This is a genomic window from Mesorhizobium sp. 1M-11, from assembly GCF_001303895.1.
Lineage (GTDB): Bacteria > Pseudomonadota > Alphaproteobacteria > Rhizobiales > Rhizobiaceae > Mesorhizobium.
In genome coordinates this window covers 395,292-409,379 of record NZ_LJSD01000037.1, presented here as the reverse complement: position 1 = coordinate 409,379, position 14,088 = coordinate 395,292, and the positions used below count along the sequence as shown (strand labels likewise).

13 protein-coding genes are annotated in these 14,088 nt (G+C 62.0%); 7 read left to right on the top strand and 6 right to left on the bottom strand.

Annotated features, from left to right (window positions below):
* Positions 1-790: sugar kinase (locus AO692_RS17000; RefSeq protein ID WP_054311208.1), on the bottom strand; the 790-nt coding region annotated here is incomplete at its 3' end.
* Between the two features lie 151 nt (positions 791-941).
* Between AO692_RS17000 and AO692_RS16995 the strand changes: the two genes are divergently transcribed.
* Positions 942-1,391 (top strand): FixH family protein, encoded by a 450-nt coding sequence (locus AO692_RS16995; RefSeq protein WP_054311207.1) that lies wholly within the window; start codon positions 942-944, stop codon positions 1,389-1,391.
* 134 nt (positions 1,392-1,525) lie between these two features.
* On the top strand, positions 1,526-2,698 hold the full coding sequence (locus tag AO692_RS16990) for a cytochrome c peroxidase (RefSeq protein WP_244483378.1): 1,173 nt from the start codon (positions 1,526-1,528) through the stop codon (positions 2,696-2,698).
* Between the two features lie 25 nt (positions 2,699-2,723).
* On the opposite strand, the gene AO692_RS16985 is transcribed toward AO692_RS16990, so the two are convergent.
* Complete coding sequence (locus AO692_RS16985; RefSeq protein ID WP_082407410.1) at positions 2,724-3,173, bottom strand: Lrp/AsnC ligand binding domain-containing protein; 450 nt, start codon at positions 3,171-3,173, stop codon at positions 2,724-2,726.
* 169 nt (positions 3,174-3,342) lie between these two features.
* On the opposite strand from AO692_RS16985, the gene putA reads away from it, so the two are divergent.
* Positions 3,343-6,954 carry a bifunctional proline dehydrogenase/L-glutamate gamma-semialdehyde dehydrogenase PutA gene (gene putA / locus AO692_RS16980; RefSeq protein ID WP_054311205.1) on the top strand — a complete coding sequence of 1,204 codons (3,612 nt, stop codon included), beginning with the start codon at positions 3,343-3,345 and terminating at the stop codon, positions 6,952-6,954.
* A gap of 7 nt (positions 6,955-6,961) precedes the next feature.
* Positions 6,962-7,471: an O-acetyl-ADP-ribose deacetylase gene (locus AO692_RS16975; RefSeq protein ID WP_152979867.1), complete on the top strand. Its 510-nt coding sequence runs from the start codon at positions 6,962-6,964 to the stop codon at positions 7,469-7,471.
* A 53-nt stretch (positions 7,472-7,524) separates the two neighbouring features.
* Here the strand turns inward: AO692_RS16975 and AO692_RS16970 are convergent, their stop codons facing one another.
* Genes AO692_RS16970 through AO692_RS16955 form a run of 4 tightly spaced genes read right to left on the bottom strand, consistent with a single transcriptional unit; the run spans position 7,525 to position 11,655 of the window.
* Positions 7,525-7,839 (bottom strand): antibiotic biosynthesis monooxygenase, encoded by a 315-nt coding sequence (locus AO692_RS16970; RefSeq protein ID WP_054311203.1) that lies wholly within the window; start codon positions 7,837-7,839, stop codon positions 7,525-7,527.
* Positions 7,840-7,869: 30 nt separating this feature from the next.
* Positions 7,870-9,024: an energy transducer TonB gene (locus tag AO692_RS16965; protein WP_054311202.1), complete on the bottom strand. Its 1,155-nt coding sequence runs from the start codon at positions 9,022-9,024 to the stop codon at positions 7,870-7,872.
* A gap of 28 nt (positions 9,025-9,052) precedes the next feature.
* The gene (locus AO692_RS16960; RefSeq protein ID WP_054311201.1) at positions 9,053-9,481 is read right to left on the bottom strand and encodes a hypothetical protein; all 429 of its coding nucleotides are present in this window, start codon (positions 9,479-9,481) and stop codon (positions 9,053-9,055) included.
* 2 nt (positions 9,482-9,483) lie between these two features.
* Positions 9,484-11,655: a TonB-dependent hemoglobin/transferrin/lactoferrin family receptor gene (locus AO692_RS16955; protein ID WP_348271463.1), complete on the bottom strand. Its 2,172-nt coding sequence runs from the start codon at positions 11,653-11,655 to the stop codon at positions 9,484-9,486.
* Between the two features lie 249 nt (positions 11,656-11,904).
* Between AO692_RS16955 and hemP the strand changes: the two genes are divergently transcribed.
* From hemP to AO692_RS16940, 3 genes are read left to right on the top strand one after another with little or no spacing between them, the layout of a single operon-like run.
* Positions 11,905-12,114 carry a hemin uptake protein HemP gene (gene hemP, locus AO692_RS16950; RefSeq protein ID WP_054311199.1) on the top strand — a complete coding sequence of 70 codons (210 nt, stop codon included), beginning with the start codon at positions 11,905-11,907 and terminating at the stop codon, positions 12,112-12,114.
* A 22-nt stretch (positions 12,115-12,136) separates the two neighbouring features.
* Positions 12,137-13,195 (top strand): hemin-degrading factor, encoded by a 1,059-nt coding sequence (locus AO692_RS16945; protein WP_054311198.1) that lies wholly within the window; start codon positions 12,137-12,139, stop codon positions 13,193-13,195.
* Positions 13,195-14,088 carry a hemin ABC transporter substrate-binding protein gene (locus AO692_RS16940; protein ID WP_054311197.1) on the top strand — a complete coding sequence of 298 codons (894 nt, stop codon included), beginning with the start codon at positions 13,195-13,197 and terminating at the stop codon, positions 14,086-14,088. The genes AO692_RS16945 and AO692_RS16940 overlap by 1 nt, the downstream gene beginning before the upstream one ends.

Sequence of the window (14,088 nt, the reverse complement as noted above, 5' to 3'; positions counted from 1 at the left end):
CGAGATAGCCGCCGTTGAAGGAATCGCCGGCGCCCGTCGTGTCGACGGGTTTGGCGACATGGACGGCGGCAACCTCTTGCCGATCCGTTCCAGCGACGACGAGCGCCGGCAGCTCACCGTTCTTGACGACCACTTCGTGTACCGAATGGCCTATCCGCCTGGCAGTCTCGTCCGGCGTGCGGTCGCCGTGCAGCATCTGTTCGTCGGGAAAGGTCGGCAAGGCGATGTCGCTGACGGCAAGCGCATCGGCGATTGCCGTCTGTGCGGTTTCGCGGTCCGGCCACAGGCGCGGCCGATAGTTGGGATCGAAGGCTATCCGGCTTCCGGCTGCGCGGGCGCTGGAAATGGCTTTGAGCAAAGCCTTGCGTGCGTCCGGATCAAGAATTGCCAAAGTGATGCCGGAAAAATAGACAAGCGACTGATTTTTCAGGTTCTTCTCCAGGGCGCTTTGGTCCGAAGCCAGCTGGCGCGCTGCCGAATCGGAACGCCAGTAGGTGAAGGATCGCTCGGCGCCTTCGAGCGTGATGGCGTATAGGCCCGGGCGTGCACCTGCGATGACCGGGCTCGCGCCGATGCCGATACCATTCTCCGAGAAGAACTCGATCTGGCGCTGGGAGAAAGGATCGTCGCCAAAAGCGGAGACATAGGTTGCCGAGCCGCTGGTAAGCGCTGCCAGCGCCCACAGCGTGTTGAATGTGTCGCCGGCAAAACCCAGCCGCCAGTCCGGCCCGTTCTGGCCTGACAGTTCCAACATGCATTCGCCGATCGCGGCGACACCCTTTGCCGACATTGTCCGTCTCCCTGTGCGGTCCGCTGTAGCTTTTTGTCGAGGCGTGCGCCATGCCTGCTTCCTGCCGATTGCACCATCGCCGCACTTTCCCACAAGCGGGCGGGATGCTAGGCGCAATCTTCAACGTTCACAGGCATGATGTGGGGCTTCATTGGCACCGTTCTGGCGTTATCTGATTGCGGGCATAGGGTTGGTCGCGGTCGTGCTCGGCGTCCTTGCGGTGGTTTACATGACCGCGCCCAGCACGCCGCCTGCAGCGGCGCCGGAAACCGGCCAGACACGCGGCAGCGAGAAGGGTATGTTCGTTGCAACCTTCGTGCCGCAAGACGGGACGGCGAAGCAGAACGAACTGCAGGACTGGGTGCTGACGCTGAAGACCGCCGCGGGCAAGCCGGTGGAGAACGCGACGATCGAGGTTTCCGGCGGCATGCCGCAGCATGCGCATGGCTTGCCGACCAGTCCAAAGATGACGGACTATCTGGGCGACGGCCGTTACCGGATTTCCGGCGTGAAGTTCTCGATGAGCGGCTGGTGGCAGCTGAAACTAGGCATTTCGGCACCGACCGGATCCGATACGGTGGTGTTCAATATCGTGTTGTGAGCATGAGACGCTTTCCAGCGCAATTCCAGGAAAAGTGTGTAACGGTTTTCCGTTCGGAATTGCGTAAAAACAAAAGTTTAGAGCGTTTCCGCGTTTCCGTGAAAAATGGAAACGCTCCAGGCATTGCCCTTATCTTGTTGCTAGCAGTTCTTGTTGCCGGTTGCGAGAGGCCGCAATTTTCCGAGGCCGAAAAAAGAACCATCGCCAGCCTGGCGCTGAACGCCTTGCCGCCACTCAAACCCGACACCACCAACCGTTATGCCGACGATCCCGGCGCGGCGGCGTTGGGTGCGACCCTGTTTTTTGATTTCACGTTGAGCCGGAACGGTACGGTTGCCTGTTCCACCTGCCACCAGATCGGCCAGCAGTTCCAGGACGGTCTGCCGCAGGGCGTGGGCGTGGCGCGTACGAACCGGCGTACCCAGCCGCTTGCCGGTGTCGCCTACAGCCCTTGGCTTTTCTGGGATGGCCGCCGCGACAGCTTGTGGGCGCAGGCGCTGGTGCCGCTGGAAAACCCGCTCGAGCAGGCTGGCAACCGCACCGCCTATGCGCGCTACGTCAAGGCACGGTTTGGTGAACGCTACGAGCGCATCTTCGGGCCGCTGCCCGATTTTTCCAATGTGCCGGCCAATGCCGGCCCGCTTGGTTCCGCAACGGAACAATCGGCATGGAACGGGATGAGCGGCGCGCAACATGACGACATCAACCGCGTTTTCGCCAATATCGGCAAGGCACTGGCTGCCTTTCAGCGCTCCATCAACCCCAAGGAAGCGCGGTTCGACCGTTTCGCGGCAGTGCTTGCCGCGGGTGGGGAGCCGCAGGATGACGCTGTCTTCTCGCCGGAGGAAATCCAGGGCCTGAAACTGTTCATAGGCAAGGCGAGTTGCTCGACCTGCCACAATGGCCCGCTGTTTACCGACCACGCTTTCCACAACACCGGCGTACCGCCGGTGGCGGACTTGCCGCCGGACCGCGGCCGCGTCGATGCGGTTGCCCAGGTCGATGCCGATCCGTTCAATTGCCTCGGTGCCTATCGTGACGGTGGACCGGAAGCCTGCGGCGAGTTGAAGTTCATGGTACGCGACAAGCCGGAACTGATCAGGGCGTACAAGACGCCGTCGCTGCGCGCCGTCGCAGGGCGACCGCCCTATATGCATGCCGGCCAATTCGGCTCGCTTGAGGAGGTGGTGGCGCACTATGCCAAGGCGCCGTCCAGTGTCGAAGGCGTTTCGGAAGTGCATCCGCTGCGGCTTTCCGAGCGAGAGCGCGCGGCGCTCGTGGCGTTCCTGAAGACGCTTTCGCCTTGAGCGCACGCGCGTTGCTCGGTCGCAGCTAGCGGTCCTTCACCGTTTCCATCGCCACGAAGGTCGATGTCTGCGCGACATGCGGCAGTGATGAAATGCGCTCGCCGAGAATGCGTCGATAGGCGGCGATGTCGCGGGTGCGCACCTTGAGCAGGTAGTCGAAGCTCGCCGCCATCATGTGGCACTGCTCTATCTCGGGAACGGCCTGGACAGCGCGGTTGAAAGCATCAAGAGCGCTGGAGCGTGTGTCAGACAGCTTCACCTGCACGAAGGCGACATGACCTTCGCCCATGCGCTCCCGGTCGATGATGGCGGCATAACCTTTGATGAAGCCATCTTTCTCGAGTCGTTTGACGCGCGCCTGCACCGGCGTCTTGGAGAGCCCGACCTTTGCCGCCAGTTCCGACATGGACTGCCGGCCGTTCTTGGCCAGTGCGGACATGATGTTCCGGTCGAGGCGGTCTAGTTGGTCTTCAATTTTCAATTATTTAGTCCAGTTTCTATATCCTATCAGCGATTGATAGCCTGGATGACCTGAATTTGCCAATTCTTTGGACCGACTAAAGTGGGGCTTCGTGCTAATTTTTCGTCATCCAGTCCGGTAGCTCGCTCACCGGATCCTTCAACTTGCGCTTCAAAGGATCGCCATGCCCGCGCTCTCCACCATCCGTCAGCAGATCCGTGCCAATTATCTCCCCGATGAAGGCGAGGCCGTGAAACGGCTGGCAGTGGCCGCAGGACTGTCCGTTGACGAGCGCAAGGCAATCTCCAAGCGCGCTGCCGATCTGGTGCGCGCCGTGCGTGGTTCGTCCGATCCGCGCCTGATGGAAGTTTTCTTCTCGGCCTACGGGCTTTCGACCAAGGAAGGCGTCGCGCTGATGTGTCTGGCGGAAGCGCTGCTGCGTGTTCCGGATGCCGAGACGATGGATGATCTGATCGCCGACAAGATCGCCCCGCACGATTGGTCGTCGCATTCCGGCTCATCCTCCTCGATCTTCGTCAACGCTTCGACCTGGGCGCTGATGCTGACCGGCCGCGTCTTGGATGAAGGCGAGGGTGGCATCGAAGGCACGCTGCGTTCCATGGTACGGCGGCTGGGAGAGCCGGTGATCCGCAAGGCTGTGGCGGCGGCGATGCGTGAAATGGGCGAACAATTCGTGCTTGGGCGCACCATTGCCGAGGCAGTCAAGCGCGGCAAGTCGATGACGCAGAAGGGCTATCTCTATTCCTTCGACATGCTGGGCGAGGCGGCTCGCACCGAACATGATGCGCTGCGCTATTTGAAGGCCCATGCCGACGCCATCGCCTCACTGGCGTCCGGCGCAAAGGGCGACGACATCCGGCTGAACCATGGCATCTCGGTGAAACTCTCAGCGCTGCATCCGCGCTATGAAGTTGCGCAGAAGGAGGCCATGCTGCCGGTGATGGCCGACCGGCTGCTGTCGTTGGCGCGCGCCGCCCGCAAGGCGCGCATGGGCTTGAACATCGATGCAGAAGAGGCTGATCGGCTTGATCTTTCGCTCGATGTCATCGAGCGCGTGCTGGCCGATCCGGAACTTGCCGACTGGAATGGGTTCGGCGTCGTCGTGCAGGCTTACGGCCCGCGCGCGGCCTTCACCATCGACTGGCTGCATGCACTGGCGACCAAGCTCGACCGCAAGATCATGGTGCGGCTGGTCAAAGGAGCGTATTGGGACACCGAGATCAAACGCGCGCAGGCGCTCGGCCTTAGCGGATATCCGGTGTTCACGCGCAAGGTGAATACCGATGTGTCGTATCTCGCCTGCGCGCGCAAGCTGCTTGGAATGACCGACCGCATCTATCCGCAGTTTGCCACGCACAACGCCCATACGGCCGCGGCAATCCTGTCGATGGCCTCGGATCGGGACAGCTTCGAGTTCCAGCGCCTGCACGGCATGGGCGAACAGTTGCACGAGACCATCCGCAAGGCGGAAGGCACGCGTTGCCGGATCTACGCACCGGTCGGCGCGCATTCGGATCTGCTTGCCTATCTGGTGCGGCGTCTCCTGGAAAACGGCGCCAATTCCTCCTTCGTGCATCAGTTGACCGACGAGGATGTGGCGCCGGAAGAGATTGCGCGTGATCCGCTCGAAGCCGTCGAAACGCAAGGTTCGGCCGCCAATCCGAACATCGCGAAACCCGCCGAAATCTTTGGTGTCGGTCGGCGCAACGCGAAAGGCTGGGACATCACCGACACGGTGACTTTGGCCGAGATCGACAAAGCCAAGGCTGCTTTCGCCGGTATCAACCGCTGGACCGCAAAGCCGATCACCCGCGCCGCCGGGTACGGCCAGGAGCGGCCGGTGGTCAATCCGGCGCGGCCATCCGAGATCGTGGGAACGGTCGTCGAGGCAGCGGCAAAGCAGGTGCCGACAGCTGTGCGGTTCGCAGTCGAGGCACAACCTGCCTGGGCGAAAAGGCCCGTCGGCGAGCGTGCCGCCATCGTCTCCCGGGCCGCTGACCTTTACGAGAAGCACGCTGTCGAGTTCTTCGCGCTTGCCACCCGCGAAGCCGGCAAGACGCTGGCCGACGGCGTTGCAGAAGTGCGCGAAGCGGTTGATTTCCTGCGCTATTATGCGGTGCAGGCAGCTCAAGCAGAGACCGGTACGCAGGCACGGGGCGCCATCGTCTGCATCTCGCCGTGGAATTTCCCGCTCGCCATCTTCACCGGCCAGGTCGCCGCGGCACTTGTGACCGGCAATTCGGTGATCGCCAAGCCAGCCGAGCAGACACCACTGATCGCCTATCGTGCGGTCGAACTGCTGCGCGAGGCGGGCGTGCCGGAAGACGTGATCCAATTGTTGCCGGGCGACGGTCCCAATGTCGGCGCACCGTTGACCGCCGACCCGCGCATTGCGGGGGTCTGCTTTACCGGCTCGACGGAAGTCGCCAAGCTGATCGAGCGGCAACTGGCGAAGACGGCGGCGCCCGATGCCATGCTGATTGCCGAGACCGGTGGCCTGAACGCCATGATCGTCGATTCCACCGCGCTGCCCGAACAGGCGATCCGGGATGTGCTGGCTTCCTCCTTCCAGAGCGCCGGCCAGCGTTGTTCGGCGCTGCGTGTGCTCTATGTCCAGAAGGACGTGGAGGCCAAGACACTGGAGATGCTGAAGGGCGCCATGGATGCGCTCAACATCGGCGACCCGTGGCAGATCTCGACCGATGTCGGTCCTGTCATCGACGACGAGGCGCAGAAGTCGATCAGGGATTACAGCGCCAGGATGGCTGGCGAAGGGCGTACGGTCGCGCAACTGAAGGTGCCTGGAGACGGCCGGTTCGTGGCGCCTTCGGTGTTCCGGGTCAAAGGCATCGAGGAGATGGAGCGCGAGGTATTCGGCCCGGTACTGCATGTCGCCACCTTCGATGCCGACGAGATCGATGCCGTCATCGCCGCAATCAACCGCAAGGGCTATGGGCTGACCTTCGGCCTGCACACCCGCATCGATGGCCGTGCGCAGCATTTCGTCGACGGCATCCATGCCGGCAATATCTATGTGAACCGCAACCAGATCGGCGCCGTGGTCGGTTCGCAGCCGTTTGGTGGCGAGGGGCTGTCCGGCACCGGCCCCAAGGCCGGCGGACCGCATTATCTGCGCCGTTTCCGCAAGGGGCCGGAGGCAGGCACGGCTTTGGGTGAAGGGCGTTCGGCAACAGCCAGGGAACTTGCCGACAACATGCCGGATCCCTCGCTCGGCGGCTGGTCGACGCGGCTGGATCGTATCGCCATCCTGCGCAAGCACCTGCGCGGCAAGGCCGCGGATGCCATCGGTGCCGCAGCCGGGCTCGAATTCGGTCAGGTCGATCTGCCTGGACCCACGGGCGAAGCCAACACGCTATCGCTGACGCCGCGCGGTCGTGTGCTGGTGCTCGGGCCGGATGCCGAGACGCTGACGGCGCAGGCGGTGCAGGCGCTGGCCGCCGGCAACGCCGTTCTGGCGGTTGCGCCCGGTGCGCCAGCCGTCCTGTCCACACTGACAGGCAAGGGCCTGCCGATCGCCGCCATCGATGCTCGCATGGATCCCGACGCCATCGGCGCGCTGCCGCTCGACGTTGTCGCCTTTTCCGGCGCGGTCGACGATACCCGCGCCCTGCGTGAAGCGATTGCAGGTCGCGGTGGGCCGATCGTGCCGCTGGTGAGCGAGGTGATCTATCCGGCGGCGTACGCGCATGAGCGCGCGGTTTGCGTGGATACCACTGCTGCCGGCGGTAATGCCAGCCTGCTGGCGGCTGCGTGAGGTTGCCATGCGGGTGGTGACGGGAGACATCACCAGGCTTGCGGTGGATGCGATCGTCAATGCTGCCAACACGTCGCTCCTGGGCGGAGGCGGCGTGGATGGCGCGATCCACCGTGCGGCTGGCCCTGACTTGGTTGAGGAATGCCGCAGCCTCGATGGCTGCAAGATCGGGCAGGCGAAGATCACCAAGGGCTATCGGCTGCCAGCCCGACATGTCATCCACACGGTGGGGCCGGTTTGGCAGGGCGGCGAAAAGAGCGAGCCGGAAATGCTTGCTTCCTGTTATCGCAAGTCGCTTGAACTGGCCGTCGCAAATGATTGTCGGACGATCGCTTTCCCGGCGATTTCGACCGGTATCTACCGCTATCCGAAGGACCATGCAGCGCGGATTGCGGTGAGCACGGTGGCAGACTTTCTCGATCAAGATCCGACGCTGATAGACGTCACCTTCGTCTGTTTCGACGAAGAAACGGCGGCGCTGCATCGCGCCGCCATTACTGCCTTGAGACAGGATTGATCAATCCGATCGGGGCACGGCCCCTCAGGATGGGATGGGCGTACTCGACCAGTTCACGCGCCTTCGACGACCGAAAAGCCTTCGAATTGCGGGTGGCCGAGATAGTGGACCTTGCTGGTGCCGGCATTCTTGTGCGCCGCACGGAAGTTCTCCGACTTGGTCCAGGCGACAAAATCGTCATGGCTTGCCCAGATCGTGTGCGATGCGAACAGCGTGTAGCCTTCGGCCTCGTTGACCGGGCCACGCAGCAGGTGGAATTCCTTGAAACCGGCCATCTCCGACAGCGAGGAATCGCGGTTTTTCCAAACATCCTCGAAGGCCTCTTCCGAGCCGTTCTGTACCTTGAAGCGGTTCATGGCGATGTACATGGTGTTCCTTTCTGGACGTGGAGTGAAAACTCAGAGGAATGGGCCGACCTGGACGGTGAAAGGCCAAGTTTTCCGGCCGGTTTCTGGCGGGATCGCGGGGTAGGGTGCGACACTCTTGACCAGCGCCACAGCGAATTTATCGAGCTCTGATGAGCCCGAGCTTCGGACCAGCCTTACGTCCATCACGCCACCATTGGCGGTGGTGACAAAGCTGACGATTGCGTTGTCTGTCGCTTTTGCCTGGGCTGATCGCGAGACCCGCCGGCTGGCGCGACTCAGTTTTTTCTGCACCAAACCACGATAGTTGGAAGCCACCGCGTTGCCCGCTTCCATCTCGTTGGTGTCAATGCCGGAGACCGTACTGTCGCCGTCTACCTGGCCTTCGTTCGTGCCGCGCAGAGTGTCCGCTTCGGCTTGGCCTCCGGGATCGGTCGCTGATTGAACTGGCTCCTGCGGTTCTCCAGCCGGTGTTTCGGGTACAGGCTGTTGCTGCTGCTCGGCCAGTCGCCGTTCGGCTTCGCTCGGTTCTGGCATCACCGGCCGCAATATTTCAAGCTTGGCGGTTGGTCGGCCCTCCAAGGTTGCGATGCCATCTTTTTCCTCAGTCGCCTGCGGGCTGACCAGGACGTCAGCGGATGGTTCAGCCGGCTGCTGTTCCTGTCCCTTGGTTGGTTGAATTCGTTCCTCAGGTGGCTGAGCTGGTTGAACCGGAGGTGAGGGGGCAGGTTGTGCCTGTCGAGGCGGCAACAGTTCGCTTTCTGGCACGACGGTAACGTCCGTCACCTCCGGTTGCTGAGCGGCAGTGGTAGCGTCGGCTTCGTCATTGCCAAACAGGAGTGGATTGGCCGTTTTTGCCCCCTTGATGTCAGTCATTTGACGCGGCGGCAGGATGCTTTCGGGCGCCAGAATCAGCATGGCTGCGACTGCCGCGTGGAAGAGAAGCGAGGCGATGAAAGCCAGAGTCCATTTGCGCTTCGAGCCGCTGGCTTCGTTCGCATGACCTGGCTCCGCGGAAGCCGGCTCGACCTCGGCATCAGCAATGTCATCGAAGATGGCGGTTTCGGGAGGGTCCGGCTGCAGAACGTCGCTGGGAATGACGATCTGTGGATCTTCCGGTTGCACAGCATCCGTCTCGCCAAACGGCTGGAACGGTACGCTGTTCGAAGAAGCCGGTTGCGGATCCAAGGCACGAGTTCCTGTTCATGACGGAAACTCAGACCCCGAAGGTGATGCCCGCCTTGCTGCTGGTCTTGAGGTCGCGCATGCATGCGGCGGGCTCGACGCCCTGGCCCACGCATTCCGTAGCGCTGTTGACCAGCACGCGGCTGATCTTGGAACAAGTCGTACCCGAAAGATCGAAACGCGTCACCTTCGTCTTGCCGGCCGACAGTTCCTTGAAATCGAGCACGGTCATGCGGTCGACGACGCCGGCTTCATTGAACAGCGCGATCTCGAAGGCAGCCTTGGTAAGATCCGCGCCGAGATTGTTTGCAACGACGAAGGTCAGGCGGCAGCCCTTGTCGGAGGGCTGCGCGCCATTCAATTCCAGCGAAAGCGAAGTCGCCTGCTGTGCAGATGCGGGGCTCACGCCGGCAGGGAAGGCGGCGAGGGCGGCAAACAGGACAAACGACTTCGCTTTCATGGTCAGCCTCCGAAACGCATGGTTGCGCCCAGCTTGAAGGTCACGCCCGGCTCGTAGATCGTCGAGGTGGTCGTGGCATTGAGCGGGTTGGCGTATTTGACGTCAAAGATATTGTCGACGCGGAAGTCGACCTTGAGGTTGTCGTTGGCCTTGTAGGAGGCAAAGGCATTGACCAGCGTGTAGTCGCGGGCCGCAGCATTGCCTTCCGGCTTGCCATTGTACTGGACCTCGCCGCCGACGGTCAGCCTGTCCTCGAAGAAGCGGAAGCCGAGCTGGGCTGCCACCTGTGCTGAGGGAACCGTGGTCAGGTCGGCACGCACGCCTTTGTAAGAGACGGTGTGACCGTCGATGATCGAGGCGGACAGGCCGGCGAAACCCCAGGCCGCATCATAGACGCTTTCGAACTCGAAGCCGTTGATCTTGGCCTTGGCGAAATTCTGGTACTGGTAGCAAATCGGGATCATGCCGCCGCGGCGGCAGCCGCTGGTCGGATCGAATGCCGACAGCTGCACGCCGGAAATGTAGTCGGTGACATCGTTGTTGAAGTAGGCGGCCTTGACGCGCAGCGCATCATCCGGCTGGAAGATGCCGTCGGCAGTGTAGTTCAGGCCGGCTTCCCAGGTCTTGCCGGTTTCGGGCTTCAGGTTCGGGTTGGGCAGGAACGGGAACGAGACGCCGGCCGGATGCAGGCCGCTGATGAATGTTTCGGTGAGCGACGGCGAGCGGTAGCCCTCTGCATAGGTCGTGTAGAGTTGCAATCCGCTCAGGCCCGGCGCTTCAAAGGGCGAGACGCCGACAGTGATGCGCGGCGATACGCGGTCGCCGGAGGTCTCGGAAGTTGAACCCTTCAGGCTGTAGCTGTCGTAGCGCAAACCGGCGATCACCTCGAGCCATTCCCAGGTCAGCTTGTCCTGGATGTGGGCACCGCCGACATTGCGCTTGCCGCCTGGCGTATAGAAGGCATCGCCCGCTGCAAGACCGGTGGTCTCGACATCATCCGATACCCAGTCACCGCCATAGGTCAGTTCGTGATTGATGCCGGATGTCTCGAAGCGCGAAGTGTTCCAGACGTCGATGCCGAATGTGCCGATATCATAAGTGGTCTTGGAACCGGCCGGCAGCGTGACCGGCCGGCCCGTGATCGGGTCGAAACGGCCGCCGAGCGGAATCAGGCTGATCTGGTCGAGCGTGGCCTTGTTGTAGGAAAGATTGATGTTCAGATCGAGCCAACTCTTGTTCTCATCGGTGAGGTTGTAGCGGCCGGTAAAGGTGTTCTGCTTCATGTCCAGATCGTAGGCAGGCTTACCGCCGCTGATCTCGTTCCAGCTCTCGCTGTTGCCGATCCAGCCAAGCTTCAACGTCGAATTCTCGGTCGGGCGGATGGTGCTCTTCAACATGCCGCTCAGCACGTCGAAGCCGCTGCCGCCAACCTTGTTGCCATCGCCGTCCTTGTAGTCGCCGTAGTCGCGATAGACGATGTTGCCGAGCACATCGAAATTGTCGTTGAACTTGTAGGCACCGGTCGCGCTGGTGGTCCAACCCTTGCCATTGGTCTCGTAGCGACCTGAAAGGGAGGTTGCCCAGGTTTCACCGGGTTTCAGGAAATCTTCGGCGTCCTTGGTGTCGAACATGACGACGCCACCGATGGCGCCTGAACCATAGGTGTTGGCTACGGGCCCGCGGATGACGTCGACCGATTTGATCAGTTCAGGATCGATATAGAAGGTCGACTGCGTGCCGTGGTCGGAACGCTGGAAGTTCTGGCGGGCGCCATCGACGATGACGGCGACGCGGCCGAAATCCTGGAGGCCACGGATGTTGATGGAGGAGGCGGTGCGGCGGGCATCAGCCTGCACCGTGACGCCTGGCACGCCGCGCAGCATCTCGTTGGGGGTCGTCGCCATGCGGCGCTCGAGCTGCTCCTGGTCGATATGGCTGACCGAAGCGAGTGCCTTGATGGCGCTCTCGCCGGTGCGGCTGATCAGCATGATCTTGTCGAGCAGGGTGCTTCCCTGGGTGTCAGCCTTGGCCGCCTCCGCTGGCTGACCGTTCTGCGCCCCGGCCTGAGCCGCCGGTTTGGCTGTCTCCTGAGCCAGTGACGCACCCGATAGCAGCGCCGTGACGGCAGCGCTGGCTGTCAGCACTGCAAGTGTTTTAGCGACGGTCCCACCCACGCCATAAAAATCCCCGGCCTGTCCAGACCGCTCCTTCGTCCCCACGCCCATCTCCAACTCCAAATTCCTGTCTGCATGCTGGCTCGCCGTGGGGCTGGCTCGCATCTTTTTCGTTCGGCCGGTGTGTTAAATGTTGACTCATCTAGTCCGGTATTGCACTGACTAGTAAACATGAGTATTCAAGTCAACAAATGAATCGGCCTTTCGCAGGAAGCCGGGCGCGCCCGGCGAGATCAGGAGTGGACCAACATGAACACGCACAACCCTGACGACTTCCGTTTCCGCTACCGTCGGCCAGAAGCGCAGGCGCAATTGCGCGTCGAACGGATGCCGCTTTCGGTGAGGACGCTCACCAGCAATTCGCTTTTCCAGGGTGAGCACGAGATTGGTATTGAGCACCACGGTGCGCTCTACCGGCTCAAGATCACCCGCCAGGGCAAGCTCATCCTCAACAAGTAAGGTACCAAGGGTAGGGACGGAAATGGACCAGCGCGTAAAGCCAGCCCCGCACGAAATTCGGCGGACGCGAGCGGAAAACCCCAAAATGCGCGAGCGTGATCTCGCCGCACAGCTCGGCATTTCGGAAGCCGAGCTTGTGGCCGCGCATTGCGGCGAAGGGGTGACGCGCGTCGAGCCACGCGTCAACGACCTGCTGACCGGTCTCGAGCCGGTCGGCGAGGTGATGGCGCTGACCCGCAATGAGAGCGCGGTCCATGAAAAGATCGGGGTCTACGACAAGGTCGTCACCGGTGAACATACGGCAATGGCCCTGGGCGAGAACATCGATCTCCGCATCTTCCCGAAGGTGTGGGCACATGGCTTTGCCGTCGAAAAGCGCGACGGCGACGAAATCCGTCGTAGCCTGCAATTCTTCGACGCCGCAGGTGACGCCGTGCACAAGGTGCATCTGCGGCCCGCATCCAATCTCTATGCTTATCAGAAGCTGGTCGATCAGCTCGTTTCATCGAACCAGGAGCCGACGGTTGTCCTAGGCACCGTCGCCGAGGACGATATGCCGGGCGAACTGACGCCGCAGACGATCGATGACCTGCGTGAACGCTGGAGCAAGCTGACGGACACGCATCAGTTCTTTGGCATGCTGCGTACGCTGAAGCTCAGCCGTCAGCAGGCGGTACGGATGATCGGCCAGGACTATGCCTGGAAACTCGATCCATCCGCTGTGATGGCGATGTTCCAAGGCGCGTCCGCGAGCGGTCAGCCGATCATGTGTTTTGTCGGCAACCGCGGCTGCATCCAGATCCATTCCGGTCCGGTCAAGTCGGTTAGCCCGATGGGGCCTTGGATCAATGTGTTCGACGAGACCTTCCATCTGCATCTGCGTGCCGATCACATCGCCGAAGCCTGGGCCGTGCGCAAGCCGACCAAGGACGGCCATGTCACTTCGCTTGAGGCCTATGGTGCCGACGGCAAGATGATCATCCAGTTCTTCGGCAAGCGCCATGAAGGTGAAGTCGAGCGCGGCGACTGGCGTTCGCTGGCCGAAGGCCTGCCGCGCCTGGCAGAACAGAGCGCCGCGTGATGCGTGGCGCGATGAAGAAGGTGGTGCGGATGGCCGTTTTCGGCACCGCACTATCGGCTATGTCGCTCGCCGCTGCCGTGGCGAGCGAGAACGGCGCCGTGTTCACCGACACCAAGCGTATCGTCGCTGTCGGTGGCGCCGTCACCGAGATCGTCTATGCGCTGGGCGAGGAAGGCAAGCTCGCCGCCCGTGATTCCACCAGTGTCTATCCCGAAGCAGCCTTGAAACTGCCGGATGTCGGCTATATGCGCGCGCTGTCGCCGGAAGGTGTGCTTTCTGTCAATCCAACCGGAATTCTGGCGCTCAAAGGCAGCGGGCCGAAGGATGCGATCGATGTTCTGAAAAAGAGCAGCGTGCCCTTCATCGAAGTGCCCGAGACCTACGATCACGCCGGCGTGCTGGAAAAGATCCGTATCGTCGGCAAGGCTCTGGGTGCTGATGCCAAGGCGGAGAAACTGGCCGCCGAACTGGATACCAAGCTGAAGGCCGCAGAAAAGCAGACGGCAGACGTCAAGGACCGGAAGCGGGTGCTGTTCGTTCTGTCGATGCAGAACGGCAAGATCCTCGCAGCCGGTTCCAACACGGCAGCGGACGGCATCATCAAGATGGCAGGCGCCATCAACGTTGCCGCCGAAGTGCCGGGCTACAAGCAGCTTGCCGACGAAGCGGTGGTGATAGCCGCGCCGGACGTCATTTTGATGATGACGCATGCCGGACCGCCGGTTTCGGACGAGGTGCTGTTTGCCAATCCGGCGATCGCCGAGACGCCGGCCGGCAAGGAGAAGAAGGTGATCCGCATGAACGGCGCCTATCTGCTCGGATTCGGTCCACGCACCGCCTATGCAATCCACGATCTCGCCGCAGCCTTCTACGGCAACAAGATCGCCGATTGA